The sequence below is a fragment of the Adhaeribacter terreus genome, assembly GCF_042657365.1.
Lineage (GTDB): Bacteria > Bacteroidota > Bacteroidia > Cytophagales > Hymenobacteraceae > Adhaeribacter_A > Adhaeribacter_A terreus.
This window is the reverse complement of record NZ_JBHSKT010000002.1, coordinates 12,269-37,688: the sequence shown is the minus strand read 5'-3', so window position 1 is coordinate 37,688 and position 25,420 is coordinate 12,269. Positions and strand designations below refer to the sequence as shown.

Genomic DNA, 25,420 nt, shown 5'->3' with positions numbered 1-25,420 from the left:
GGAAAACAAAAACGAACGTTGCTGATTTTCTAATTTGTGCTGTATATTTTCAGGTATTTTTTCAGCTCTTTGCGGGCAATGTGAATGCGGTTTTTCACCGTTCCGATCGGGATCTGAAGTTGGTCGGCAATTTCCAGGTACTTATAACCAATGTAATACATCACAAAAGGCTTCCGGAAATCTTCGTTTAAACCGGCAATAGCGCGGTTTATATCTGCCATCATAAACGTTGCAGTAGCCTGATTATAAGTAATAAAGCTATCGTCGGCAGTAAAATACTGGAAATACTCGGTGGTGTCTATTTTGGTGCTGCGCTTCGTTATTTTATTGTAATTATTAATGAACGTATTGCGCATTATCGTGTAAAGCCAGGCTTTCATATTCGTTCCGGCTTTAAATTTATCGCGGTTTAGCAGTGCTTTTAGCAGGGTTTCCTGCACCAGATCGCGGGCATCGTCGGCATCGCGGGTAAGCGTCATGGCGGCAGGCCGTAACGCAACAGATATTTCCTGAACCTGATTGGTGAATTCTACGGCAGTCATGACGTTTACGGATTAAGTTTAATTCTGAAACAAGTGTACGAACTATTTAAATTAAAGGCAAAATTTTGTTTAACTTTCAAATATAAATAATAAACAATATTAAATACTTAAAACCTGGGAAATTCAGAAATATGCGCGCATGCTCTTTCTCCCACACAAACCCACAGCGCTGCTTTGGTTAGGAGGTAACGGAATAAAACCTGTCGTGGATTGCGGCTATTGGCAATTATTATGGGATAAGCGGAAAACTGCTAGCCAACTGCCTGAAAAAAAAAGTAAAATATTCGAAGTTTTTCCCGGAAAAGTAAAACAAAACAGGAAAACGCTATGATTTTAGAAGTAAAAAGTAGAAGGGCTTGGCCTGGAAATCAGGCCGGGGTAATGATTTCTATAAAGTCGGAAATGAGGTTTAGCTTCTTCGTGTTTTCCGGAAATTTCAGAAAATCATATTGCGCCTGGTGACCATAAACCAAAATGCGGGTCTGCGGAAATTGACGGGAAAGCTTATCCAGAAAATGCTGCACCTGATCTCTCTCCGGAAAAGAAGTAAGGGCCGTTACAATATTTTGCGGCTGATAATAATCAAAAGCGCGCACCAAATCAGGGAAAGGCAGATTTTGGCTCAGGTACAAAACGTGGTATTTACGGGCGCGCAGCAGGTAATTCATAAAAAGCAGCGCCAGTTCATGAAGTTCGCCTTCCGGCAGAAAAAGCAGGAATTTTTCGGAAGTAGCTGCGGAAGCTAGGTTCTGGCCATCGATGGCTACGATCAGTTTCTGACGGATAAGGTTGGATACAAAATGCTCGTGGGCCGGACAAATGTTATTGGTTTGCCACAAAATACCGATCTTATTCAGGAACGGGTAAACCACCTGTAAAATGGCATGTTCAAAACCGAGCTGCAGAATCGGTTTGTTCAACGCTTTTTCAAAATGCTCTTCGTTCATATCGAGCATGGCCGCGATCAGCGCATTTACCTGGCTTTGGTTATCGCCGGGCATTTCAGAAAGCGCCATTATTTCGGCCGCTATCTGCTCGGGTTTCATTTTCGCGATCTTCGAAATTTTAAAACCGCGTTCGTTCAGCAAAGAAACGTTCAGAATATTTTTCAGGTCGGCATCATTATAAAACCGGATATTGGTATCGGTACGTTTCGGCGTTAGTATGGCATAGCGCTGCTCCCAGATACGGATGGTATGCGCTTTAATGCCCGAAAGGTGTTCCAGTTCTTTAATGGAATAGTGTGCCACGTTGCTGTTTTAAATGCTATTTTTTTGTTTTGCCAAACGGAAGAATTTTGGATGCACCCACAACATTCCGAAAGATTCGGAACCATTGCGGCCACGGGTTTTATGATGCACTTTGTGCGCAATATCCAGCGCTCTTAAATAACTATTGCCGGTCTTGCCGAATATTTTCAGCCGCCGGTGAATGTACAGATCATGCACTACAAAATAAACCAGCCCATACAAACTTATGCCAATGCCGGTCCAGAAACGCCAGTCCAGGTTCTCAGTTCCGAAAATAAAGCACAGCATGGCCAGCAGTCCGTAGTAAGCAAAAAACAGGTCGTTCCATTCCCAGAAAGTTTTGCGCGGCGTGTGGTGGCTTTGGTGCAGATTCCAGAGAAAGCCGTGCAGCACGTATTTATGCATGAGCCAGGCCTTTACTTCCATCAGTAAAAAAACAAGCAGGGTTATTCCAATTCCTATCAGCATACCTTTCCTAACCGCCAACCCGTTTTTTTGTTTCAGCAAAATTTACCAGCTCAGCTTTTCTTTGGTCAGAAACGAGGCAATGCCTTTTTTACAATCGGCGGTGGCGCGGGCGTGGGCGTTCATTTCGGCGGCGTAATTTAATCCGTTTTCCAGGGTCATGCTCTGCACGTTGGCGATCATTTCTTTGGTAAGTGCCATGCTTTGCTCCGAATTTTCGGTTATGAGTTTTTGGGCGAATTTAGCTACCGTTTTTTCCAGGTCTTCGCCAGAAACCACGTAATTTATCAAGCCCAGCTTCTGTGCTTCCGGCGCGTTGATCAGGTCGCCGGTAAGCAGTAATTCTTTAGCTTTGGCTTCGCCGAGTTTGCGGAGCAGAAACACTTTTACAATGGCCGGAATAAAACCGATCTTCACTTCGGTGTAACCAAATTTGGCTTCCGGCACGGTAAACGAAAAATCGCAAATGGTGGCTAAACCACAACCACCGGCAATAGCATGCCCATGGATCTGCCCGATCACCACTTTTTTCAGTTTATAGATCTGCAGGAAAAGCTGCATTAAATGCGTGGAATCTTCGAGGTTTTCGTCGTAAGTATTGGCCTGTAATTGCTGCATGTATTCCAGGTCGGCACCGGCGCAGAAAACCGCACCGTTGGCCCGCAGAACCACTACTTTGCATTCTTCATCGGCTTCGGCGCGGGTAAAAGCGGCTTTCAATTCCGCTACCACATCGTAATTCAGGGCATTGCGTTTTTCGGGGCGGTTTAAAGTAATGTATGCAATGCGGTTTTGCGTTTCGTACTGGATATAGTTCATGGTGCATTTCCTGTTTAGTTCTGCAAAAGTAGAAACCTTGCCCGAATTACAGCAGGAAGCTGGCAAAAATGATGGGTTTTCAGCAATAAATTCCGGTATTTTAGATTTCGGGCAGGAAAATGCGCTTCCACTTGGAAATAATACGCAGCAAAACGACCAATATCACGCAGATCAGCATGTTCAGGTCATCGTTCAGTTGCAGGCGCGCCAGCAAAATATAAACTGTCCCTCCTATCAGACAAACGGTAGCGTACAATTCACCTTTTTTGAGCAGCGCCGGCACATGGTTACTGATAATATCGGCCAACAAACCGCCAAACGTCGCCGACATTACACCCATTAGAACCGCATAAATTTCGTTTACGCCGTTGGCCAGACTCCTTTCTATACCGGCAATGGTAAACATTCCCAAGCCAATGGCATCGGTAAAAAACAGCGAGCGGTTAAATTCAGCTTTATTGCGCCGCAGTAGAAAAACAATGATTACCGCCGAAATTACCAGGCCAAGCGCCAGCTGGTCATTCATCCAGTTAATTTTTATCCCGATCAGTAAGTCGCGCAGCGTGCCGCCGCCGTAAGCCGTGGCAAAAGCCAGCACGCCGGCCCCGAAAATATCCATCTGGTGCGCGCGCGCTTTTAATGCTCCGGTAATAGCAAACACAAAAATACCGATGTAAAGCACGATATCTACAAAATGAAACTCTCTGAACAGGATTAATATTTCAGGAAAACGCATAGAAAACGGTAGGGAAAACGGCGTAAAAAGTCAGAAGCGGGACGCCAAATTAAACAAAGCGCTTCATAAAACAGCAAATTTCAGGGTTGTACTGTAAATGCACCCTGCGTGGTTACATTGTGGTATGGAATTGCGGCGGTTTCTAATTGACCTGAAAGCCATTTTACGTACCAGGTTTCGTTTGAAGAATCGAAGACCAGCTTTTTAAAACGGAAATTCTGCTGCAGTTTTTTGGCCGAGATCCAGGCATTATTCCGGACAACGAGGTAATCAACTTTCAGCGGTTGCTTAAAATGCTTTCTCAACGGTTTTTCGAGCGCCATTATTTTCAAACCACGCCAGCTAAACAAACGCATTTCATCAGTTTTTATTTGTGGAATATTACCGGTATTGCTGCTGTTCCAGTTCTGGTAAAAAACGTTTTGGGTTCTTGCCTGCAAAAAAGCTGGCTCCAGGGTAAAGGCAATGGCTTGTTTGTTTTGCACAAAAGAAGAGTCGGCAAAAACGGTAGCATTTTCACCCGAAAAGCTCCAGACCGATTGTTTCGGCACCGCAAAAATGATCAGTTTTGGCTTGGTATTTCCGGCTAAATTTTCCTTCAGCCGGCTTCCGGAAAACACAAGCAAAATAGCACTTGCAATCACTAGAAATTTGAGTTTCCGGCGGGCGAAAAACACGAATAAAACCAGGATTAAACTGTAAACCAAAATGGCTTCGAATCCTGAGAAAGGAATACGATTTACTAACGCTAAAGGCCATTTTTCGAGCCACATCATGCTTTCGTTCATCAGCCAGAGCAGGCCTTGCATGAGTTTACCCAAAACCAGGTTTAAACCCGGGATCCAGAAAAAAGTAAGCAGCGCCAGACCGTTATAAAGCACGATGGTAGAAAGTGGAACGGCAATTAAATTCGATATTAAAAAGTAAACCGGAAACTGGTGAAAATAATATAAACTCAGCGGGAAAGTACCGATCTGCGCAGCAATAGAAACGCTCGTCATTTCCCAAAAAGTATCGGCTGCTTTATTCTCAAAATCGAAAAATTTATAGATGCGCGGCGCCAGGTAAACGATGGCCAATACGGCTACAAATGACAACTGAAACCCGACATCGAAAAGAAAAAACGGATCGTAGCAAAGCAATGCAAAAGCGGCCGTAGCGAGCGTATTGTACATATTGCTGCGTTTCTGCAACACCTGCGCGCCAACCACAAACGTAAACATAACGGCAGCCCGCAAAACCGATGGCGACAAAGCCGTGATAAAAGCGTAACTCCACACCACCGTTAAAACAATTGCCGCGGAAAATAACCGGTGCGAAGTTGTGTTTCTTAATCGTTTCAGGCCCAGGCTTAAAATGGAAAATACCAGCCCCACGTGCAAACCCGAAACCGCCAGCACGTGCATGGTGCCGGTGTTGGAATAGGTGGCTTTTATGTCGTTCTCAAGTTCATCTTTCACGCCTAAAACCAGTGCCGAAGCAATGCCATATTCGCGGTGCGAAGGCACAAATTTCCTAAATATCAGATCGAGGTTGCGCCGCAACTGAATGCTCAACGCCATTACCGGATTGCTTACTTCCTGCCCCAGCACTTCGAACTGCCCGGCATATAAATACTGCTGGTGATGAATATTGCGGATCGCGAGGTATTTGCGATAATCGAACTGCCCGGGATTAAGCGGCGGATCTACTAGTTTCGGAGTTCCTTTTATCAGCAGAACATCGCCGTATTTCGGTTTTTGCAGGGCTGGATCTTTCCGGAAACTTACCTGAATTTTACCGGTTACCGCCTGCCATTTACCGTTAATTTTAACCTGCTGCAAATGCAAAGTGCTTTGAAAAACGGTAGGCTTTTCGAGCAAAAAGTCGTTGATAAAACCAACGTAATGCGTTACCGCACCGGCTTGGCGAAGCAGGTGGTTTTTATCGTTTTTCTCCGTTCGAATTTCGGTTAAAAGCCAGCCGGAAAGCATGAAACAAAACAGTGCAGCAATGCCGGAAACCGAAAAAAGAAAGGCGGAACGGCGTTTTTTAGCCAGGAAATAAATTGCGAGAAAAAAGACAAACGCCGGAAGGAAGAACCACAAAACCGGGTAACCGGCATTTTCGAATTTTACCGCCAGCAGAATGCCCGCAATAAAAGCCAGCAAAATGCGCAGAAACGGATAAGGCGCCCATTTAATCATCGGAAGCAGCAGATTTTAACAACAACTGCCTCTGATACGCATTTCCGTAATAAAAGATAAAATATGTAAAGCAAGGCCAATTCATTCTTAAATAAAATTGCTTTTTCGGATATTTTTTATCCGAAAACGACCTGTGGCGGGTCTATTGACCCGCGCGCTTTGATTTTTAAAATAGTGCATTCGGGTCAATAGACCCGATACAGATCGCTTCCGGATTTATAAATCCGGAAGAGGTACCTTTCCTTCAGAATGAAATGACCCTGATTTTAAAAAGCAGTTTTCAGGCCGGAAAACATAGCGTTTTCCGGCCTGTTTGTTTTACGCTTGCAGCACCATTTTAAAATGCTCGATATCGCATTCGCTGAACTGCTCGCCTACTTTCTGAAACCCGTGACGCTCGTAAAACGGAATGGCTTTGAGTTGGGCGTGTAAGTAAACTGTTTTATCTGGATGAGCCGCTTTTACATCCTGCAAAACCCGTTTTAAAATGTGGCCGCCAACTTCCTTGTTCCGGAAATTTTCTAAAACGGCAAAGCGTTCCAGTTTCACCCCATTTTCCGTTTCGCGCCACCGCGCTACGCCAGCCGGTTCGCCGTTGTAAGAGGCTAAATAATGCGCGGCAGTTTCTTCAAATTCATCATATTCTTCTTCGGGAGACACATTTTGTTCTTCCACAAATACTTTCTGGCGGATGTTGAATACCGTTTCCAGGTCTTGTTTATTAGCAGTTTTTTGTACGGAAACCATAGCGTTTTTTTAGCAAAAAGAAACCGTTCCGGCGCTGCAAATGCAAAACCGGAACGGCTTAAAATTATTTATAAATTTGATTATATCGCTTTATTATTCTCCGAAAATTCATCTTCCGGAGCGTTAGATATTAAGCGTTGAAGTTTGGGTTTGCCGGCCGCACCGGGCGGTCTGGTCCGTAATCTGGCACGGCGTTCTCTTCAAATTTATTATAAGCGTCCACAATGTCTTTCACCAGTTTATGCCGTACCACATCCTCCGCTTTCATTTCCACAAAACCAATACCTTGCACGTCGCGCAGAATATTCAGCGTTTCGCTTAAGCCCGATTTCTGTTTTTTCGGAAGATCGACCTGCGAACGGTCGCCGTTTACTACTACTTTTGCGCCTTGTCCCATCCGGGTCAGGAACATTTTCATCTGCATTGGGGTGGTATTCTGGGCTTCATCGAGCAAAACAAAAGCGCTGCTGAGCGTTCGGCCGCGCATATACGCCAGCGGGGCAATTTCAATGATCTTGTTTTCCTGGTAGAACTTCAGTTTTTCCAGCGGGATCATGTCTTCCAAAGCATCGTAAATTGGCCGCAAATACGGGTCTACTTTTTCCTTCATATCGCCGGGCAAAAAGCCTAAACTTTCGCCTGCCTCCACCACCGGACGCGATATGATGATCTTTTTCACTTCCTTGTTCTTCAGCGCACGCACCGCCATGGCAACAGCCACGTAGGTTTTACCCGTACCCGCCGGACCAAGCACAAAAACCAGATCGTTCTTTTCAATGGCCTCGGCCAGCTTTTTCTGGTTCGGCGTTTTAGCTTTAATCACGTTGCCGCGGCTGCCATACAGAATTACGTCCGGCGAAGTCGGAATTATTTCTTCTTCCCCTTCCAAATCCGGCGCCAGGTATTTATTTACACTGGTGTGCGTAATTTTGCCGTACTTGTGGTAATGCTCTATAAGCGATGAAAGGATTTCGTCTATCTTAGTTATCTCGGGCGTTTTGCCCTGAATTTTTATTTCGTTCCCCCGCGAAATGATCTTGCTGCTCGGAAAAGCGGCAGCCAGCTGCTTAATATTCTGATTTTCAAGTCCTAAAAAATCTATAAGGGAAATATTTTCGAGTGTTATTACCTTCTCTACCAAATTTATGCTCGTTAATTTAAGTTACTGTTTCACCCAGTATCTAATAATATAAACTACTTTTGTATACATTACAATAGTAAGAATAATATAGTTTCGCCGCTATGCCTATCATTTCTTTTTTATCCGATTTTGGTTACCGCGATCATTACGTGGCTTCGGTAAAAGCGCGCCTGCTCAGCAGCCAGCCCGACCTGAACATTGTAGATATTTCGCACGCCGTAGAGCCTTTCGATATTGCTCATGCGGTGTTCGTACTTTCGGCCGTTTTCCGCGATTTTCCCGAAGGAACCGTGCATTTAATTGCCGTAGATACGCAAAATTCTAAGTCAGGGAAATACCACGCGGCAAAATACAAAGGCCATTATTTTCTGGCCGCCGACAACGGTATTATTTCGCTTTTAACCGATTCGGAGCCGGAAGAACTGGTAGAAATTGCTACCGAAAAACCAACCCCTGCCCCGGCCCGCGACTGGCTGGCCCCGGCGGCTTTGCATTTGGCTGGCGGCGGAAACCTGGAAGATCTGGGTCCGAAAACCACGCACATGCGCCAACTCATTAACCGGCAATTGCGCCTGAACGACCACGCCATTACCGGCCACGTAATTCACGTAGATCATTACGGCAACCTGGTAACCAACATTACCCGCGACAGCATCGAAACGATTGGGCACGAACGCAGCTTTACCATTCATTTTGCCCGCGAAAAAGTAACCCGCATTTCCGACCGTTTTACGCAACAACCCGAAGGCGAATGTGTTTGCGTTTACAACAGCCAGAATTTCCTCTGCATTGGCATAAACAAAGGCAACGCAGCTGAACTTCTAGGCTTAGATTTCGACTCGCAGGTAGACGTTCATTTTCCGGTTATTAGTGATTAGAAGCTGTCTCATAAATAGGTTTGTCATGTTGAGCGATAGCAAAACAACTTGTCGGCTCTTTGTAGCAACGTTTCTACTGAGAGCCGACAAGGTCCTTCACTCGCGTTCAGGATGACAGGTGTATTAAATAAGATAGCTTCTAATCAATAATGTTTTGTAATTAGTTTTTAGTACTAAAACCCTACCGTTTTCCGATTGATTTTTCATTATTCATTAACAATTAATCATTAAAAAGATGTTGATCCGCGTAGTGCGCATGGTTTTTCAGGCGGAAAAGGTTACCGAATTTCTGGAGGTTTTTAACGAATCGAAAGATAAGATCCGGGGTTTTGCGGGTTGCCGGCACATGGAATTATTGCAGGACCACAACGACCCGCATATTTTCATGACCTACAGCCACTGGGAATCGGAAACGCATTTGAATAATTACCGCAAATCAGAACTGTTCGGACAGGTCTGGCCGGCTACGAAACGACTTTTTGCGGCGCCGCCGGTAGCCTTTTCGGCGCACCAGTTTCCGGATGCTTTGGTAGCTGAAACGCTGCAAAACCGTTAAAAAACGCTATGCTTTTAACCTGAAAAAGTCATGGAAAGCAGCGTAAATTTTTAAAAACAAGCTTATGAATTACTTTGAATTTTACGGCATACCCGAAAGCTTTTTTCCGGATGATAAACTGGTGAAAGCGAAATTCTATGAGAACAGCCGTAAATATCACCCCGATTTTCACGCAACAGCCACGCCCGAAAAGCAACGTGAAATTCTGGAGCTTTCTACCCTGAACACGAACGCTTATAAAACGCTGAGCAATTTTGAGAGCCGCCTGGCTTATATGCTGGAACAGCACAACTTAACCGGCGAAAGCACAAAAAACGACCTGCCGCCCATTTTCCTGATGGAAGTAATGGAGCTGAACGAAAAACTGATGGAGCTGGAATTCGAGTTCGATCCGGAATCGGTGGCGACGTTGCAGGCTGGTTTTACCGAGATCTGGAATGCGCTGGAAAGGAAAACCAAACCGGTGCTGGAGCAATACGAAAACCTGCCGGAAACTGATAAAGCAAGCGCGCTGGAACAGATAAAAATTTATTATTTAAAACGGAAATACCTCTTGCGCATTAAAGAAACCTTGGCTACATTTGCAAACCGTTTCTGAAACAGGAATGGCTACCAAATGCCCAGATGGCGGAATCGGTAGACGCGTTGGTCTCAAACACCAATATCTTCACGGATGTGCCGGTTCGACCCCGGCTCTGGGTACTGAAAGCCTGATAATCAAAAGATTGTCAGGCTTTTTCGTTTTAAATTCAGATTTTATTTCCCAGCACTTCTAAACTGCTCCGGCGTTTGGCCCACGTGCTTTTTAAAGAACCGGAAAAAATACGTTGTATCGAAATAACCAAGCTCGGTGGCAATTTGTGAGCTGGTCAGTTCTGAATGCACTAATAATCGCTGCGCTTCCAGTAACAAACGTTCCTGCAAGAGCTCGTTGGTAGTTTTGCCTACAGAACGCTTGCACACTTCGTTCAGGTGCTTGGTGGTTACGTTTAAATGCCCGGCATAAAAAGTTACCGGCGCATGTTCCTTAAAATGCTGCTCGATCAGGTCTTCTAAATGCTGCAAAAGTACCAGTTCTTTTCCCGCCATTTCGCCCTTAAAACCTTGCGCATGATACATCCGGGCCAGGTTTATGAACATAATATTCAGGTAAGAACGCAGCATTTCGTTGCGCATAAAAACCGGAACCGCATATTCCTTTTGCAAAGCTTCGTAAACCTGTAAGATCAACATTTTTCCCGCTTCCGAAACCGTGAGTTTGGGCTGGTAAAGCAAGGCATTGAAGAAGGGGAAATCGTATAGTTTGCGGTACGGAAACTCCTTTAAATAAAATTCAGAAGTAAAGAAAACCACCATTCCATCGGCATCTTCAGAGATCTCCCAGCTATGCACCTGCCCGGGCTTCATAAAGAAAATCGTATTTGGCCGCACTTCATACTTCTTAAAATCGATTGTATGCGTACCGGAGCCTTTAGTAATGAGAATAACGATGTAAAAATCGTGTTTATGAGGCTCGCGGGTAAATAAATGTTCCTGCAAATGGTTCGCAAACGAGTTCACATAAAAGTAACGTTCCTTCTGGGCCTGGGCGTTGAAGTCCTGGATCTGGTAAATGGGTAATGGTTGCTTCGGCATAGAGAATGGTTAGCACTGAAACGTTTGCAGGAAAACAAATTTATGGAATCCATCAGAAGTTTCCCTTTTTGGTTTGCAAGCATAGTAATCTGTCTACCGCAATACCTGTTTCGCGGGCAATTTATAGGCTTAAATGTCCAGTATTAGGGAATTTTTGTTACATGAAACCACAAAAAAGCTGCCGTAACTTTGTGTAGAACCTAATACGGAGGACAACATCATGAGCCAGCCAAATTCTTTAATATACAGCATTCTTAATACAAAATGCCCAAGATGCCGCGAAGGAAACATGTTTCCGAAAGGCACTTTATACACCACAAAATTTGCTGACATGCACAGTAACTGTTCGAGCTGCGGCCAATCGCTTGAACCGGAACCGGGCTATTATTTCGGGGCGATGTACGTGAGTTTCGGTATTAACGTAGGTGTTTTTCTGGTGGCGATGGTGGTACTTTACCAGTTTCTGGAAGATGTGAGCACCACGATGATGCTGGGCGTACTGCTATTTGTCATTGTCGGCTTTTTACCCATTATTTTCCGCATTTCCCGGGCCATGTGGATCAGCATATTTGTGCACTACGAAGGCCCCGGCAACGAAATTCCTAAAAAAGCCTGAAACCCGGAAACTGCTATTTCAGCATTAGCTGCTTCAGCAATTTCAACGGACAAATTATACGCTATTCCAGTAAAAAACTGCCTTTCTGAGCTAAAAAAACGCTATGCTTTCAGCACTAAAAAGTGCCTGCATCCGCAAAACCGGATCAAAAATTTATAACGAACGCCGCAAATCCTGTAACGCAAACGCCTGCGCCCGGAATTATCTTTGTAAAGAACTTAAATGCATGGATTATGAAAGATCTGAAATTTAAAACCAATATCAATTGCGGTGGCTGCGTAGCCAATATCACGCCTTTTTTAGACAAGGCAGCAGGCATCAGCGAATGGAAAGTAGATACCGGAAATGCACAAAAAATCTTAACGGTTTCCACCACAGATCTAACCTGGGAAGATGTAATAAAATTAGTGCAGGAAGCTGGTTATAAAGCTGAAACGCTATAACTTTCGGCTTAAAAACTCAAAGGTTTATATCCTTCCTAAAAAGCCGATCTTCGGATTGGCTTTTTGCATTTTTGTTATAGGAAACAGCAATTCACAGAATAATACCTTTACTTCTGGCTGGTTTTACCCCACGGTTTGTATCACTTAGAAAAAGTTTCCCGCTTACTTTTTCATCCTTTCCAGAATTGCTTTCATTTGGCTGATTTCTTCTTTTTGGGAGCTGATGATCTGTTCGGCCAGTTTTTTTACTTCCGGGTCCTGCAGATCGGCATTTTCACTTACCAGAATCGCGGAGGAATGATGCGGGATCATAGCTTTCATGAATTGTTCATCCTGCACCGGGATTTGCTTTCGCAAAAACGTTAAAGCCAATGCAAACACAACAATGCTGGAAAAAATAAGCACCATGTTCAGTTTTTTATTCTTATACATCATCGGCATCATTAAAAGCATAAGTACCGCCATGGGTGCAACCATCAGCAGGGTCATGTAAAATCTGGTAAGACTTAAATAAACGTGACTAAATTCATAAACATTCAGGAACATTACTGCATACATAATTATAAATGAAGCAGTTAACATCAGGGCGAATTTTCTATAATTCCCTGCTCCCGTTTTCTGATCTTCCATTTTTTCCGTTTAGTTAGTTTTGCAAAAATTTGGTTTTCTGAATTATACCGGCAAAAAACCACCGAATATCAGTAGGTAAAAGTTATGCCTACGCCGTTACTCATATCGCTGTCGTAATGCGTGGAAAGGGAAATGTATTTGGTAAGAATGTAACGCAGGCCCACCATGTATTCTTTATCCGAATTTCCCATTAAATTCAATCGTAAACGGCTCGTAAGCGGAATATCTTCCCGCATCAGCTGAATCCGGAATTTCCCTTTACTATCTACCCGAAATTCTGAAACCACCAGCATAGGTAAGGTATATTGCACCCCGGCCACAAAAGCTTTGCGGTTATTCTGATTGCTTACCTGGCCCAAAAGCGTTTCTTCCGGTTCATTCTTCACGCTGTTATGATGATAATCGAAACCGATGAAAGGAAACAGCCACTGCATTTTACCGAAATACCGCCCAAAATACGTTTCACTTTCCAAGCCATGCGAGGCTTGCAAACCAACTCTCCATTCGGTAGAAAGCCGGTAGCGCGTATTGGCCAGCATTATTTCGCCGTCGGAGCCATTTGTTTCCAGCCCCACCATGCCCATCAGGTGAAACATTTTATCGTCGCGGTTCAGCATGCGTTGTGCCATTTTCGGATCGGGTAATTCCGGGTTTGGCGCCGAATTCTGGTAACTGAAAACCCGGCCCATACCGCTCATCATGTGATAAAGAATGTGGCAGTGAAAAAACCAGTCGCCGCTTTCGGTGGCCGCAAATTCAATGGTGTCGGTTTCCATGGGCATAATATCGATCACGTTTTTAAGCGGCGCATATTCTCCGTGCCCGTTCAAAACCCGGAAATCGTGGCCATGCAAATGCATGGGGTGGCGCATCATAGAATTGTTGAACATGATGATCTTCACGTTCTCGCCCTTCTTAATGAGAATTTTATCCGATTCCGATACCGTCTTATTATCCAGCGTCCAGACGTAGCGGTTCATATTTCCGGTAAGCTCAAAGCGTAAAATTCTTTCCGGGCCGGGTTTCAGGGTGGTTTGTTCCGGCGCCCGCAGCATGCCATAGTTCAGGGTTTCAAATTCCTTGTCGGCGTTCATTTCCATATTATGCATGCTGTGATCCTGCATTTGCTGGTTTTGCATTTCATGGCCGGCATGAGAATTTCCTTTCCTGGCTGTATCAGTTTTTTGCTCTACCGGTATACCGTTTTTCGGGGCAGAATTTGCAGGTTTTGCTGGTTTCGAGTTGCTTTCTTCGCCGGTAATTTCGGGGTACATTACCATGTTCATGTCCATTTGCTGGTTGCTCATTTTCATGCCCATCGGTTCCATGTCGCCGTTCATTTTCATCATGCCGTTCATCATTTTCATACCCTCGAAATATTTGAGGCGGCCGAGCGGCTTGGCAGGCATTTTATGACCGCTGCCCAGCCACAAAGAAGTAGATTTCGTGCGGTCTTCGGCGGTAGCCAGAAATTCGTACTGCATGTCTTCCGGAATGGTAATCATCACGTCGTAGGTTTCGGAAGGTGCAATGATCAGCCGATCTGCTTCTACGGGTTCTACGTCGTTGCCGTCGTTGGCTACCACGGTAAACTTTCCGCCTGCATACGTAAGCCAGAAATACGTGGAAGCGCCGCCGTTCACAACCCGCAGTTTCACTTCGTCGCCGGCTTTAAACTGGGTAGCTTCCGCCACCGGCTTGCCGTTCGTGAGCAATTTTTCGTAATACACATCGCTCACATCCATGGCCATCATGCGTTTCCATTCGTTCTTCAGTTTGGTGGTGAAATGGCCTTTCCTGATCGCTTCGGCATAGCTTTGGGTAGCGCCTTTTTTTATGGCAAACCAATCGGTGGCGCTGTGCAGCGAACGGTCCACTTCTTTGGGTTTCATATCGGTCCAGTCGCTTAAAACAATGGGAATGGCCGGAATTTCGGGTTCGTTGCGTTTCAGGAAGACGAGGGCGCCGTACATGCCGCTTTGCTCCTGTAGTTTGGTGTGGCTGTGGTACCAATACGTGCCGTTCTGAATTACCGGAAATTTGTATAAATAAGTGCTGTGCGGTTTTATAGGTTTCTGGGTAAGCCAGGGTACGCCATCCATTCTGTTGGGCAGAAAAACGCCATGCCAATGCACCGAAGTTTCCACGTCCATTTTGTTGTGCACGTAAATTTCGGCGGTATCGCCTTCGGTAAACGTTAAAGTTGGCGCCGGAATACTGCCGTTAATGGCAATGGCTTTTTTATTTTTCCCCGTGAAATTCACCAGCGTATCTTCCACGTAAAGATCGTAGCGCACAGTTTTAGGTTTACTGGTCAGGCCCGGACTTTCAATTTTATGACCGGCTTTTTCTACGGGCTCGGATTTTACAGCTTCGTTGGTAACCGGCGGTTTGGGTTTTTCTTTGCTTACCGGTACCGTTTTTTTAGCAGGAACTGTAGTTTTAACGGCCGGCTTTTGCGTGGCTTTTTCAGCGGATTTTACTGGTGGTTTAGGCGCAGGTTTTGGTTGTGTTTCGGGCTGTGGTTTGGATTTGGGAGTAGCTTTAGTTTTCTGTTTTACCAGCGCCATGCCACATTTCGGGCAGGTGCCGGGTTTGTTACTTTGCACTTCGGGGTGCATGGGGCAGGCGTAAATAGCAGGTTGCTGAGTTTGCTTCACCGGCATATTATGGCCTTTGTGTTGGGCAAATATGCCTAGGCTGAAAAATAAAAACAGTATAAATAGTAACAGTTTCTTCATTCGTTTACGCTAAAATGCCACGAAAGGCGCTTCAGTATTCCGAAAAGACGACTAATTTGAAATATTAAGCGCGCCTGTTTCCTTTACCCGAAAAGTCGGAAAACGTTAGGAAAAAGCAGCAAAAAAGTAAACCGGACCGGCTACAAAAAAACCTCACCGATTTAAAAACAGTGAGGTTCGTAAAGAAGAGACTTGGAATGGAATAACTATTTCTCCTGGCTCAGAATGTATTTCGCAGCGGCCAGTAGATCGTTTTCCCGAAATGGATGCGGAAATGTTTCTTCGTGGCCGGCCAGAATGCTTTTCACGTTTACTTTGGATGCCGCTTCCAGGTCACGTTTGCGGTCGCCGATGAGCCAGGAATTTTCGGGTGCAATGTTAAATCTGGCTATGGCTTTTTCCAGCATTAATGAATCAGGTTTGCGGCTCAATGACTCAGAAACTGACGGATGGGAAGGTGCATAATAAAGTGCATCGATGCAGTTTCCGCAGGCTTGCTGCAGTTTTTCGTGGCAGGCAAAAACGGCGTCTTTGGTGTAAATTCCTTTAGCAATGCCGCCTTGGTTCGTAACCACGATCAGTAAATAACCGGCATCTTTCAGCAGTTTCAGCGCTTCGGGCACGCCGGCAATCACCTCAAATTCATTTACCAGGTACGTATAATCGCCGCGTTCCACGTTTAACACGCCGTCGCGGTCCAGAAATACAGCCTTACTTTTTCCTTCGTTTTCCATAGCGTTTCAAAGCTACAAAGCATTTATCAGGTTTCACGGTTTCCGGGCAAAGAGTTTTTCGGCTCAAAAGCATACCATTTTTCTCCGGAAACTTCTGCGCTTTTTTTCGTAAAGAAGCTGCATACTCCCGGCAGTTTTTCGGGCTGAAACCATAGCGTTTTTAAGCCGGAAATATTGATTGAAGAAAAGCATAAAAGCATGACCAATACTTTTTTTAGAATTTCCGCTGTTTCTAATTTATCAGGTTTTAAAGCATGAAGGCAGGTATAATTGGCGGCGGTATTTCGGGGCTCACAGTAGCCTATTATTTGCAGAAAATGGGCATTTCTTACCATATTTTTGAGCAGGCAGAATTACCGGGCGGCAACATAAAATCGGTGATCACCAAAAATTACGTGCTCGAAATGGGACCCAATGCCCTGCACATGACCGACGAACTGGAAACGCTGATCCGCGAACTGAAACTGGAGCACGAAGTAATTGAAACCAAAGAAGTTGCCGGCAGCCGGTATATTTTTCAGCACGGCCATTATCAAAAACTTCCCGAAACGATTCTGCAACTGATAAGCAGTAATTTTTTCAGCTGGAAAACCCGCTATAAAATTATGCAGGAACGTTTTTTAGCGCCGCAACCACCCGATCCGCTCGAAACCGTAAGCCAGTTTTTTGAACGTCGTTTTAACCGGGAAGTAGTTGAAAAAGCTGTGGCGCCGCTGGTAATGGGCATTTTTGGCGGTGATCCGGAGCAGTTACTCATTCAGAAAACTTTTCCGCAACTGGTAAAATTTGAAACGGAATACGGTTCGGTGCTCAAAGGCCTGATGAAAGCAAAAGCTGCACGGCGGCGTATGTTTTCGTTTAAAAATGGATTGCAAATCCTGCCGCTGGCTATTGCTTCCAAACTGATCGAGCTGCATACCAGCGCCCAGGTAGAAATGGTAACGAAATCGCACGGAAAATTCATTATCAGCACCTCTTCGCCCGAGTTTACAAATTCTGAATACGATATTCTGGTTTTGGCTTTGCCGGCCCATAAAGCTACTACGCTGCTCGAATTTACTTTTCCCGGAGTGGCGGCAGCCTTGCGGAACGTAAATTATCCGCCGGTTTGCGTGGTGCATTCGGTTTACCGCCGGTCCAACGTAAAATTTCCGCTAAAAGGTTTTGGCGCACTCCACCCGAAATCTGAAAACCAGTTTTCTGCGGGTTCCGTGTGGAACAGTTCGGTTTTTGAAGGGCGTTGCCACGAAGACGAAGTAATGTTCACAACCATGATCGGCGGTGCGCAGCTGAAAGAAAATGCCCAGAAACCACGCGCCGAAATTCTGAAAACCGTACACGAAGAGCTGCAACGCAATTACCATATTTCCGCCGAAAGACCGGTTTTTCAGCATTTTTATATGTGGAACCACGCCATTCCGCAGTTCGATCTTTTTATTGAAGATGCACAGCAACTGGCTAAAACCCTGGAAGCGGAACACGTTTTTGTGGCAAGCAACTGGTATTCGGGCATTTCGGTGCCGGAGTGCGTAAAACAGGCGGCAGAAGTGGCAAAAAAAATTCAGGCGCTGGCAGCAACCCAAAGCGCCTGATTGCTTATCTTTGAAGCTATGAATAACGCAATTGTGGTAATTCCGACGTACAACGAAAAAGAAAATGCGGCCGCTATAATCCGTAAAGTCTTTTCGCTGGAAGTACCTTTCGATGTTTTGATCATTGATGATAATTCGCCTGACGGGACAGGTGCCATTGTTAAAAATCTGCAGCAGGAATTTCCGGACCGGCTTTTTCTGGAAGAACGCAAAGGCAAACTTGGTTTGGGCACGGCCTATATTCATGGTTTCAAATATGCGCTGGCCCGCGGCTACGAATATATTTTCGAAATGGACGCCGATTTCTCGCATAACCCCGAAGACCTGATAAAGCTGTATAAAGCCTGCTCCGAAGAAGGTTACGATGTGGCCATTGGCAGCCGTTACATAAAAGGCGTGAATGTGGTAAACTGGCCCATGAACCGCGTGCTGATGAGTTATTTTGCGAGCTATTATGTACGCTTTATTACCGGCATGCCCATTCAGGATGCTACCGCCGGTTTTAAATGCTACACCCGCAAAGTTCTGGAAACCATTCCGCTCGACGAAATCAAATTTATTGGGTATGCGTTCCAGATCGAAATGAAATTCCTGGCTTATAAATACGGCTTCAAGATAAAAGAAGTACCCATTATTTTTACTGATCGTACGAAAGGCGAATCGAAAATGAGCAAGGGAATTATTCAGGAAGCATTTTACGGCGTGATCCGAATGAAGGTAGATAGTTTCTTCCGGCATTTTAACCGCTGATGCTTCTGGTTCGTAAGAGCTAATTTTCGGGCATTTAAAAGCAAACTGCTTTGAAAGTGCTACCGCGTTTATTCAAAAATCATGGCAATAGACATATCCTTCTGGATCTATTTTAACTTGTTCGTTCTGGGTATGCTGGCCCTGGACCTGTTCGTATTTCACCGCGATGCGCATGTGGTAAAGATCAAGGAGGCGCTCGGTTTCAGTGCTTTCTGGATCGCGCTGGCGCTGATCTTTAACGGCCTGATTTACTACTACATGGGCACCGATCCGGCCCTGGAATTCCTGACGGCCTACCTCATTGAAAAATCGCTGAGTGTCGATAACCTGTTTGTGTTCATCGTGCTGTTCAACTACTTTAAAATCCCTCAGATCTACCAGCATAAGATCCTGTTCTGGGGCATTATCGGGGCTTTGGTTTTACGTGCCTTCTTTATTGTGGTAGGTGTGGCTTTACTGGCTAAATTCCATTTCATAATTTACCTGTTAGGTGCCTTCCTGATCTTCACCGGTATAAAAATGGCTACTACTTCCAACGAGCCCGAAGTAAACCCGAAAGCCAACCCGGTAGTAAAATTTATCAGCCGTTTTATGCCGGTTACCAACGAACTGGTAGGCGGAAAATTCTTCGTAAAACGCGAACGCATGATCTTTGCCACGCCGCTTTTCATTGTGCTGATCATGGTAGAAACGACTGACCTGGTATTCGCAATGGATTCCATACCGGCAATTTTAGCCATTTCCCGCGATACATTTATAGTTTATACCTCCAACGTTTTTGCATTACTTGGTTTACGGGCCCTGTATTTTGCTTTATCCGGCGTCATGCAGCTTTTCCACTACCTGCACTATGGCCTTGCGCTGATCCTGGTTTTCATCGGTACCAAACTGGTTCTTTCAGATATTTATCATTTTGATATGCGCGTGGCACTTGGCATTGTAGGCGGCATTTTACTACTTTCGGTTGTTGCTTCCCTGCTGTTCCCGAAAAAAGATGATGAAGAATTACCGATAAAGCAGGATTAACATCACTTTTTCAGCCTGAAACCATAGTGTTTTGGATCAGGATTTTAAGGACAACTGTTTGAAGTGGTATTTATTGATTTAAACCGTCAGTTAAAGTAGATGGCAATGAAGATCAACCACCCCCAACCCCTCCTTATCAAGGAGGGAGCTTTACTTTACTACTATTTCACGCATTTCGCCAGCGCAACGTCGCGCGAAAATCACGCTATCAAGAAAACTAAACTAAAAAGAAGCTGATTACGAAGGGAAATTATACCAGTTTCTGTGAGAGCGGCCTCCGCACTTTCCGACTTTTGCTTTAGCAAAATTGCGCAAGCAAAGGAAAGGGTGCAGCCGCGAATGCAGAAACGAAGCCACCCGGCTTGAGGGAATAAATTGCCGATGAAAGTTAAAAGTCAGATGTTTAACAGAAAAGGTATTTCAAAAACGGTATCCTTTTTAGTTGAAAAACTACTACCCGCCGATGAGGTCCTTCAGAGCTACGCTCGCAATCTTCGCGCTCCCGCGCTCAATTGTGCTCAGGATGACAGAAAAACGGTATCCTTCCAGGCACAAAAACTCAATAGTAAACCAAACTACTAACCCGAAGAGATCTCTCCTATCGTCGAGATGACGAAAAACGCTACACTTTTAAACAAAAAACCGCCTTTGATAAAATATCAAAGGCGGTTTTTGGACAGTTCCGTTATTTAATCCAAAATATCGATCGGCGATAATTGCAGCGAATCGGTGGCAGCAGTATCCGGCGCGGTAACGATCAAATCGCGGGCGCGACCGTAAAGCTCTACACGCGGCTGCAACGCATCATATTCTTCCTGGCTTATCTGGCCGCGACGCAGCATTATACCCGAGATCAGCTTGAAATACCAGGCAACGCGAGGCTTTAAATTACCGTGCGCATCGAAGGAATTTTTATACGCTTTGGGTTTCGGAATAATGCTGGCCAGGAAGATACTTTCGCCCAATGTAAGTTCCGAAGGCTGTTTGCCGTAGAAGAACCGCGACGCATCTTTAATACCGTACACATTCGGTCCCCATTCAATAATGTTCAGGTAAACCTCGTACATCCGGGTTTTGGAAACCAGGTTATTGTTCTCGATCAGCCACACAATTAATGCTTCTTCAGCTTTCCGGGCAATGGTTTTCTTCCGCGTCAGGAACACGTTTTTTACCAGCTGCATAGAAATGGTACTGCCGCCGCGGACAAATTTCTTCGCTTTAATATTGGTTGCAATACTCTGCCGGAACGCCTCTTCATGAAACCCTTTATGCTTGAAAAAAGCCGCGTCTTCCGAAGTCATGATGGCATATTTGATGTAGCGGGAAATGGTATTGTAAGGCGCAAAATACGGATTACCTGGGCCAACCAGAATATTCCGGACCGGTTTGCCGTATTCATAAGCCGTATAAACAAATGGTTTGTTGATGCGGGAAAGATCTTCGCTGCCGTATTTGGTGATCTTGAAATCGTGGCCTTCCAGGTCAGAATCGAAAGTTAAATGTTTCAGGTCAGCAAAGTTGATGTGCGATTTTAATTTGTAGGAAAGCCCGCCGGTCCCTTCCATGTCTTCCACACTTTCGAACACGCCGGTTGGCAGACTCGAAAAGAAATCGGTAGCCGGGGTAACGTCGGTGCGCAACCGCACGATCAGATCGCGGGTAGGTTTGGTGCGCAGCTGAATTACCGGATACGCTTTTATTTTATTTACGCGCACTTCGGTTAAACTATCAACGGCATAATAATCGGGCCCTAAAGAAACCACGTAATGCACCGAACCGCTTTTCACTTTCACATCCGAATCGGAAATGCGCGGGTGGTTCACTTTCAGACTGGTAATGCTGGCATCGCCGCGCACGGTAAGCATATTCTTCGAGAAATCCTTGCTCGTTAAACTCACCGCCAGCGTATCGAAAGCCACGGTGCCGCCAAATTTCTGTTTTACATAAGGCAGTTTTATTCCACCTGTATCTAAGGCATAAAGCCGTGCCGAAATGAAATATTTACCCGGATTTATGGTGCCGTGCACCTGCAGATTATTCACCAGCGAATCGGTTTTTACACTAAGCGCCGTCTTAATTTCGCCGTCTTTTATCTGCAGCGAAGGCATTTTCATGTTTATATTCCGATGCTCCGAAGCATAACTTACGTTCAGATTCTTAAAGCTTACCTGGTCCGGCACGCTTTCAAAGGCTTTTTCGATCAGGTTGTTAAGCAAGATGCCGTAGTTGCGGCTTTTAGTGGTATCTACCGGTTCTTCTTTCTTCTTCCCCAGCAAGAACGAATAATTATTGCTGCCATCCGGGTTTTTCACGGCCGTTAAATAGGCATTTTCAATGCTGAGCTCGTTAAAAATAACCCGGCCTTTAAAAAGCGTCCGCAAACTGATCTCGGCAAAAACTTCCTGCGTACGCAGCAACGTATCTCCCTGGTTGGGCACAAACGCGATCTTTTCCATCCGCACCGTATTCAGGTCTTCGAAAGCCGCTTTGCCGATAAAGAGTTTTGCCGGATATTTAGCTTCCACTTTATCCTGCACGGTTTCTACGGCATATCTAAGCAGGCGTTGGCGGTACATAAAAAGCACGGCAAACGCAATGGCAATTAAAATAAAAAGGCCGGCCAGCACTTGCAGGCTTCGCCGGATAAGCAGTTGTTTATTGTAATCTGGCACTCTTCAGGGTTTATCGTACAAATATAGAAAAAACGAAACCTTCAACGCTTCTCTTTTACTAAAAGACGCGCCGAAGGTTTAAATCGTTTAAAACGGTAGGAAAAACCGCCCTAAAAGTCTTAAAGCTTGATAAACTTCTTAACCTGCGTTTCTGCACCGGAATTTATGCGCAGAAAATAAACGCCGCGTTTCAGATCGGCTACGTTCACGGTAGTAATATCGCCGGTGGCCGTAATGTGCTTCACGGTTTTACCCAGCGCATCTACAATTTCCATAGCATATATATTTTTACCGAACTGGTTGCCGCGCGCTACGATCAGCTTCTCGTTTACCGGGTTCGGATACAGGTTAAATTGCGCTTTGGCAATTTCTTCACCCGCGCCCAAAGGCATTGGCGTTACTTTTTTATTCGCGTAGATCGGAACATTCAGCGTAGTGTTGTTCGGGATATTGGTTTGAAAGGTTAGGATCTCGGAAATGGAATCGGTAGTTGCCAGTTTCAGGTTCACTTTCATGATCTGGGCTTCGCCGGGTGCAATGCTGAAAGTGGTATTGGTTCCGGTCGCAAAACTCAGAATGGCTGGCTTGGAAAGCATAGCATTGCTGAAATTCATAGTTTGGTTACCGTTATTTACCAATACAAAATTGTAGGTAAAAGTAGTATTGGCCGGAATGGTACCATAGTTAATGATCGGCGTATGGTACATTTCATAAGAATCCGGTGCTACCGAATTGGTAACGAAATTAGTAATACGGGCTGCCAGTTGCGGATAATCTACGAACGGGTTTCTGTTCTTTTGCAACACCTGAATATCGTCGTTGCGTTTCACATCTACGGCTGTAGGCGCAAAATCGTGGTTCCAGGTTTTTAAGATGGCTTCCTGCGGCGCAAAAAAGCTCTGGTAATCCTGGTAGCGAATTACAAAGTAAAGCATGGCCCGGGCGGTAGCGCCTTTTTGCGCATCGCGGGGTTCGTAATAATTATTAGCGCCTAAATGCGAAGGAGTATTGATATTATCGTTGCGGTAAGGCTGCGTGGCTACACCAAAACGGTAGTTGCTTCTGCTGCCATTAGCCGGGTTATCGGAAGGGAATAAGTGGTGCATATCCGAAACCATCGGCGAAGCTTCATTGAAATAACCTTGCGGAAACGTATGCTCGGTATTAAAATTCATAGGTGCGTTTTGCGCCTGCGAACGGCTGGTATAACCGGTAATTTTACGGCCTGTGTAAATGCATTCCAGCGTATTTACAGTTGCTCCGCGTCCGTTCACTTTCCAGTTATCGTATTCCATGAACATTTTATCGCGGGCGGCATTATAACTGAACGACGTATATGGACTGGAAGTAATGCCTTTTAAAGCTACTTTCAGTTGTTCTTCGCTCTTGTTTTCGGAATTATTGTAGTAGATCTTCGAATATTTGCCCTGGCCGATTAAGTCAACGGAAAGGTCGCCGCCGTGCGAATCGGTTTCGATCACCATTTCGGTGTTGTGCGCAATGTTGTGCAGCGGCGAAAAAGTAACCGTTAACGTTTGTGAACTGCCGGCCGGAATATTGATCGGAAAAGTATTGCTTACCGCAAAAGCCGGTTCGCCATAAATATTGAAAAAACGGATATTTTTTACGTTTACCGCATAATTAAGCGGATTTGAAATGGTAATTTGCTGTGTTGCCGGAGCAATTTCGGTAGCGTTACCAAAAGCCAGCTGCGTTTTATTGGTTTGCAAAGTCTGGGCCTGTAAACCAGAAAAGCCGAAAAAAGCAGCCAGCAGACCGCCGTAAAATTTGTTCATAAACTACTTAAAAATAGGTACAAAAAAGCCTGTAAAGTTAGTAATAATTCTCTTTTAAAAGTTACGCAGTTTCGCAGTATCTTTGGCCTTTAACGCATATTTATGAATCTTAATTCCCTCACTGCCATTTCGCCGGCCGATGGCCGCTACCGCAAACAAACCGCCGACTTAGCCGCGTACTTTTCCGAATTTGGTTTGATCCGCTACCGCGTACTGGTAGAGGTAGAATATTTTATTTGCTTATGCGAAATACCGTTACCGCAACTCGCTGATTTCCCGAAAGATAAATTCAGTTTTTTACGCGATATCTATACCAATTTCTCGGAAGCCGACGCAGAGGAAATTAAAACGCTGGAAGCCACTACTAACCACGACGTAAAAGCCGTAGAATATTTCCTGAAAAAGCGTTTCGACGAAAATAACTGGAGCCAGTTCGCAGAATTTATCCACTTCGGCCTTACTTCGCAGGATATTAATAACACCGCAATTCCGCTTTCACTTAAAGAAGCTACCGAAAAAGTTTTATTTCCGGCTTTCGAAAGCATTGCCAATACACTTTCGGAGCTGTCGCAAACCTGGGCCAATATCCCGATGCTGGCGCACACGCACGGCCAACCGGCCTCTCCTACCCGCCTGGGCAAAGAGATCATGGTTTTTGCCGACCGTTTGCAACGTCAACTTTCTACGCTTAAAAACATACCGTTTTCGGCTAAATTCGGCGGCGCCACCGGTAATTTTAATGCACATTTTATTGCCTACCCAAAAACAGACTGGCTGGATTTTGCTACGAAATTTGTGAACGAAACGTTGGGTCTGAACCGCACGCGCGTAACCACCCAGATTGAACCTTACGACGACCTGGCTGCTTACTGCGATAATTTAAAACGCCTCAATACCATTCTGGTAGATTTTTCGCGCGACGTTTGGCAATACATTTCCATGGGTTATTTCGGGCAGAAAATTAAAGCTGGCGAAATTGGTTCTTCGGCCATGCCGCACAAAGTAAACCCGATCGATTTTGAAAATGCGGAAGGAAATTTAGGCGTTGCCAATGCTTTATTAGAATTTTTCGCTGCTAAACTCCCAATTTCCCGTTTGCAACGCGATCTTACCGATTCTACCGTACTTCGGAATTTAGGCTTGCCTTTGGCGCACACTTTAATTGCTCTGAAATCGCTGGAAAAAGGAATTGGCAAATTGCAGCTGAACGAAAATGCGTTGAAAGCGCACCTGGAAGATAACTGGGCCGTTGTAGCCGAAGGCATTCAGACCGTATTGCGCCGCGAAGGTTACCCGCAGCCTTACGAAGCGCTGAAAGCCCTAACCCGCAAAAACGAAAAGATATCCGAAAAAACCATTCAGGAATTTATTGAAACGCTAAACGTAAGTGAGGAAGTAAAAACCGAACTGCGCGCTATTTCACCTTATAACTACACCGGAATCCTATTCGAAAAACGCTAGGGTT

Annotated in this window: 23 protein-coding genes and 1 tRNA gene; 10 read left to right on the top strand and 14 right to left on the bottom strand. The window is 45.1% G+C overall.

What is annotated here, in order from left to right; translation table 11 throughout:
* Positions 1 to 29: 29 nt before the first annotated feature.
* The 8 genes from ACFPIB_RS03105 to ACFPIB_RS03070 all read right to left on the bottom strand — a co-directional run bounded on the left by ACFPIB_RS03105 (position 30) and on the right by ACFPIB_RS03070 (position 7,886).
* Positions 30 to 542, bottom strand: coding sequence for an RNA polymerase sigma factor (locus tag ACFPIB_RS03105; RefSeq protein WP_378015963.1), 513 nt, complete (start codon positions 540 to 542; stop codon positions 30 to 32).
* Between the two features lie 368 nt (positions 543 to 910).
* Complete coding sequence (locus ACFPIB_RS03100) at positions 911 to 1,792, bottom strand: MerR family transcriptional regulator (RefSeq protein WP_378015962.1); 882 nt, start codon at positions 1,790 to 1,792, stop codon at positions 911 to 913.
* A 9-nt stretch (positions 1,793 to 1,801) separates the two neighbouring features.
* Positions 1,802 to 2,260 (bottom strand): sterol desaturase family protein, encoded by a 459-nt coding sequence (locus tag ACFPIB_RS03095; protein ID WP_378015961.1) that lies wholly within the window; start codon positions 2,258 to 2,260, stop codon positions 1,802 to 1,804.
* A 42-nt stretch (positions 2,261 to 2,302) separates the two neighbouring features.
* Positions 2,303 to 3,076 carry an enoyl-CoA hydratase/isomerase family protein gene (locus ACFPIB_RS03090; RefSeq protein ID WP_378015960.1) on the bottom strand — a complete coding sequence of 258 codons (774 nt, stop codon included), beginning with the start codon at positions 3,074 to 3,076 and terminating at the stop codon, positions 2,303 to 2,305.
* 100 nt (positions 3,077 to 3,176) lie between these two features.
* Entirely contained in the window at positions 3,177 to 3,812 is a 636-nt protein-coding gene (locus ACFPIB_RS03085) for a trimeric intracellular cation channel family protein (protein WP_378015959.1), read from the bottom strand.
* Between the two features lie 80 nt (positions 3,813 to 3,892).
* A complete protein-coding gene (locus tag ACFPIB_RS03080) occupies positions 3,893 to 5,998 on the bottom strand; it encodes a ComEC/Rec2 family competence protein (protein WP_378015958.1) in 2,106 nt (701 codons plus the stop codon).
* A gap of 318 nt (positions 5,999 to 6,316) precedes the next feature.
* Entirely contained in the window at positions 6,317 to 6,745 is a 429-nt protein-coding gene (locus ACFPIB_RS03075; protein ID WP_378015957.1) for a GNAT family N-acetyltransferase, read from the bottom strand.
* Positions 6,746 to 6,875: 130 nt separating this feature from the next.
* On the bottom strand, positions 6,876 to 7,886 hold the full coding sequence (locus ACFPIB_RS03070) for a PhoH family protein (protein ID WP_378015956.1): 1,011 nt from the start codon (positions 7,884 to 7,886) through the stop codon (positions 6,876 to 6,878).
* A gap of 101 nt (positions 7,887 to 7,987) precedes the next feature.
* Between ACFPIB_RS03070 and ACFPIB_RS03065 the strand changes: the two genes are divergently transcribed.
* The 4 genes from ACFPIB_RS03065 (at position 7,988) to ACFPIB_RS03050 (ending at position 10,022) form a co-directional block, all read left to right on the top strand.
* Positions 7,988 to 8,764 carry an SAM hydrolase/SAM-dependent halogenase family protein gene (locus ACFPIB_RS03065; RefSeq protein WP_378015955.1) on the top strand — a complete coding sequence of 259 codons (777 nt, stop codon included), beginning with the start codon at positions 7,988 to 7,990 and terminating at the stop codon, positions 8,762 to 8,764.
* A gap of 235 nt (positions 8,765 to 8,999) precedes the next feature.
* Complete coding sequence (locus tag ACFPIB_RS03060; RefSeq protein WP_378015954.1) at positions 9,000 to 9,320, top strand: putative quinol monooxygenase; 321 nt, start codon at positions 9,000 to 9,002, stop codon at positions 9,318 to 9,320.
* 64 nt (positions 9,321 to 9,384) lie between these two features.
* The gene (locus tag ACFPIB_RS03055) at positions 9,385 to 9,918 is read left to right on the top strand and encodes an iron-sulfur cluster co-chaperone HscB C-terminal domain-containing protein (protein ID WP_378015953.1); all 534 of its coding nucleotides are present in this window, start codon (positions 9,385 to 9,387) and stop codon (positions 9,916 to 9,918) included.
* A gap of 20 nt (positions 9,919 to 9,938) precedes the next feature.
* Positions 9,939 to 10,022 (top strand) — tRNA-Leu (locus tag ACFPIB_RS03050).
* A 54-nt stretch (positions 10,023 to 10,076) separates the two neighbouring features.
* Here ACFPIB_RS03050 and ACFPIB_RS03045 read toward each other — a convergent pair.
* Complete coding sequence (locus tag ACFPIB_RS03045; RefSeq protein ID WP_378015952.1) at positions 10,077 to 10,955, bottom strand: helix-turn-helix domain-containing protein; 879 nt, start codon at positions 10,953 to 10,955, stop codon at positions 10,077 to 10,079.
* A 220-nt stretch (positions 10,956 to 11,175) separates the two neighbouring features.
* Here ACFPIB_RS03045 and ACFPIB_RS03040 point away from each other — a divergent pair, with 220 nt between their 5' ends.
* Positions 11,176 to 11,571 (top strand): DUF983 domain-containing protein, encoded by a 396-nt coding sequence (locus ACFPIB_RS03040; protein WP_378015951.1) that lies wholly within the window; start codon positions 11,176 to 11,178, stop codon positions 11,569 to 11,571.
* A gap of 233 nt (positions 11,572 to 11,804) precedes the next feature.
* Positions 11,805 to 12,014 carry a heavy-metal-associated domain-containing protein gene (locus tag ACFPIB_RS03035; protein WP_378015950.1) on the top strand — a complete coding sequence of 70 codons (210 nt, stop codon included), beginning with the start codon at positions 11,805 to 11,807 and terminating at the stop codon, positions 12,012 to 12,014.
* A 162-nt stretch (positions 12,015 to 12,176) separates the two neighbouring features.
* Here ACFPIB_RS03035 and ACFPIB_RS03030 read toward each other — a convergent pair whose 3' ends face one another.
* The 3 genes from ACFPIB_RS03030 to ACFPIB_RS03020 form a co-directional block, all read right to left on the bottom strand.
* Complete coding sequence (locus ACFPIB_RS03030; RefSeq protein ID WP_378015949.1) at positions 12,177 to 12,644, bottom strand: DUF305 domain-containing protein; 468 nt, start codon at positions 12,642 to 12,644, stop codon at positions 12,177 to 12,179.
* Between the two features lie 68 nt (positions 12,645 to 12,712).
* Complete coding sequence (locus tag ACFPIB_RS03025) at positions 12,713 to 15,385, bottom strand: multicopper oxidase domain-containing protein (protein ID WP_378015948.1); 2,673 nt, start codon at positions 15,383 to 15,385, stop codon at positions 12,713 to 12,715.
* Positions 15,386 to 15,591: 206 nt separating this feature from the next.
* On the bottom strand, positions 15,592 to 16,119 hold the full coding sequence (locus ACFPIB_RS03020) for a D-glycero-alpha-D-manno-heptose-1,7-bisphosphate 7-phosphatase (RefSeq protein WP_378015947.1): 528 nt from the start codon (positions 16,117 to 16,119) through the stop codon (positions 15,592 to 15,594).
* Between the two features lie 254 nt (positions 16,120 to 16,373).
* On the opposite strand from ACFPIB_RS03020, the gene hemG reads away from it, so the two are divergent.
* From hemG to ACFPIB_RS03005, 3 genes are all read left to right on the top strand, one after another.
* Entirely contained in the window at positions 16,374 to 17,711 is a 1,338-nt protein-coding gene (hemG, locus tag ACFPIB_RS03015) for a protoporphyrinogen oxidase (protein WP_378015946.1), read from the top strand.
* Between the two features lie 18 nt (positions 17,712 to 17,729).
* Entirely contained in the window at positions 17,730 to 18,461 is a 732-nt protein-coding gene (locus ACFPIB_RS03010; RefSeq protein ID WP_378015945.1) for a polyprenol monophosphomannose synthase, read from the top strand.
* Positions 18,462 to 18,542: 81 nt separating this feature from the next.
* Positions 18,543 to 19,487 (top strand): TerC family protein, encoded by a 945-nt coding sequence (locus ACFPIB_RS03005; protein WP_378015944.1) that lies wholly within the window; start codon positions 18,543 to 18,545, stop codon positions 19,485 to 19,487.
* A gap of 689 nt (positions 19,488 to 20,176) precedes the next feature.
* Here ACFPIB_RS03005 and ACFPIB_RS03000 read toward each other — a convergent pair.
* Both ACFPIB_RS03000 and ACFPIB_RS02995 read right to left on the bottom strand, forming a co-directional pair.
* Positions 20,177 to 22,159, bottom strand: coding sequence for a transglycosylase domain-containing protein (locus tag ACFPIB_RS03000; RefSeq protein WP_378015943.1), 1,983 nt, complete (start codon positions 22,157 to 22,159; stop codon positions 20,177 to 20,179).
* 119 nt (positions 22,160 to 22,278) lie between these two features.
* Complete coding sequence (locus tag ACFPIB_RS02995) at positions 22,279 to 23,955, bottom strand: endonuclease (protein WP_378015942.1); 1,677 nt, start codon at positions 23,953 to 23,955, stop codon at positions 22,279 to 22,281.
* Between the two features lie 102 nt (positions 23,956 to 24,057).
* Between ACFPIB_RS02995 and purB the strand changes: the two genes are divergently transcribed.
* Positions 24,058 to 25,416 (top strand): adenylosuccinate lyase, encoded by a 1,359-nt coding sequence (gene purB / locus ACFPIB_RS02990; RefSeq protein ID WP_378015941.1) that lies wholly within the window; start codon positions 24,058 to 24,060, stop codon positions 25,414 to 25,416.
* The last annotated feature ends 4 nt before the right edge of the window (positions 25,417 to 25,420 follow it).

Bases quoted from the DNA above. Each gene is read 5' to 3' on its own strand.
- ACFPIB_RS03105 (WP_378015963.1), bottom strand. From the start codon at position 542: ATGACTGCCGTAGAATTCACCAATCAGGTTCAGGAAATATCTGTTGCG.
- ACFPIB_RS03095 (WP_378015961.1), bottom strand. From the start codon at position 2,260: ATGCTGATAGGAATTGGAATAACCCTGCTTGTTTTTTTACTGATGGAA.
- ACFPIB_RS03090 (WP_378015960.1), bottom strand. From the start codon at position 3,076: ATGAACTATATCCAGTACGAAACGCAAAACCGCATTGCATACATTACT.
- ACFPIB_RS03085 (WP_378015959.1), bottom strand. From the start codon at position 3,812: ATGCGTTTTCCTGAAATATTAATCCTGTTCAGAGAGTTTCATTTTGTA.
- ACFPIB_RS03080 (WP_378015958.1), bottom strand. From the start codon at position 5,998: ATGATTAAATGGGCGCCTTATCCGTTTCTGCGCATTTTGCTGGCTTTT.
- ACFPIB_RS03075 (WP_378015957.1), bottom strand. From the start codon at position 6,745: ATGGTTTCCGTACAAAAAACTGCTAATAAACAAGACCTGGAAACGGTA.
- ACFPIB_RS03065 (WP_378015955.1), top strand. From the start codon at position 7,988: ATGCCTATCATTTCTTTTTTATCCGATTTTGGTTACCGCGATCATTAC.
- ACFPIB_RS03060 (WP_378015954.1), top strand. From the start codon at position 9,000: ATGTTGATCCGCGTAGTGCGCATGGTTTTTCAGGCGGAAAAGGTTACC.
- ACFPIB_RS03055 (WP_378015953.1), top strand. From the start codon at position 9,385: ATGAATTACTTTGAATTTTACGGCATACCCGAAAGCTTTTTTCCGGAT.
- ACFPIB_RS03045 (WP_378015952.1), bottom strand. From the start codon at position 10,955: ATGCCGAAGCAACCATTACCCATTTACCAGATCCAGGACTTCAACGCC.
- ACFPIB_RS03040 (WP_378015951.1), top strand. From the start codon at position 11,176: ATGAGCCAGCCAAATTCTTTAATATACAGCATTCTTAATACAAAATGC.
- ACFPIB_RS03035 (WP_378015950.1), top strand. From the start codon at position 11,805: ATGAAAGATCTGAAATTTAAAACCAATATCAATTGCGGTGGCTGCGTA.
- ACFPIB_RS03030 (WP_378015949.1), bottom strand. From the start codon at position 12,644: ATGGAAGATCAGAAAACGGGAGCAGGGAATTATAGAAAATTCGCCCTG.
- ACFPIB_RS03025 (WP_378015948.1), bottom strand. From the start codon at position 15,385: ATGAAGAAACTGTTACTATTTATACTGTTTTTATTTTTCAGCCTAGGC.
- ACFPIB_RS03020 (WP_378015947.1), bottom strand. From the start codon at position 16,119: ATGGAAAACGAAGGAAAAAGTAAGGCTGTATTTCTGGACCGCGACGGC.
- hemG (WP_378015946.1), top strand. From the start codon at position 16,374: ATGAAGGCAGGTATAATTGGCGGCGGTATTTCGGGGCTCACAGTAGCC.
- ACFPIB_RS03010 (WP_378015945.1), top strand. From the start codon at position 17,730: ATGAATAACGCAATTGTGGTAATTCCGACGTACAACGAAAAAGAAAAT.
- ACFPIB_RS03005 (WP_378015944.1), top strand. From the start codon at position 18,543: ATGGCAATAGACATATCCTTCTGGATCTATTTTAACTTGTTCGTTCTG.
- ACFPIB_RS02995 (WP_378015942.1), bottom strand. From the start codon at position 23,955: ATGAACAAATTTTACGGCGGTCTGCTGGCTGCTTTTTTCGGCTTTTCT.
- purB (WP_378015941.1), top strand. From the start codon at position 24,058: ATGAATCTTAATTCCCTCACTGCCATTTCGCCGGCCGATGGCCGCTAC.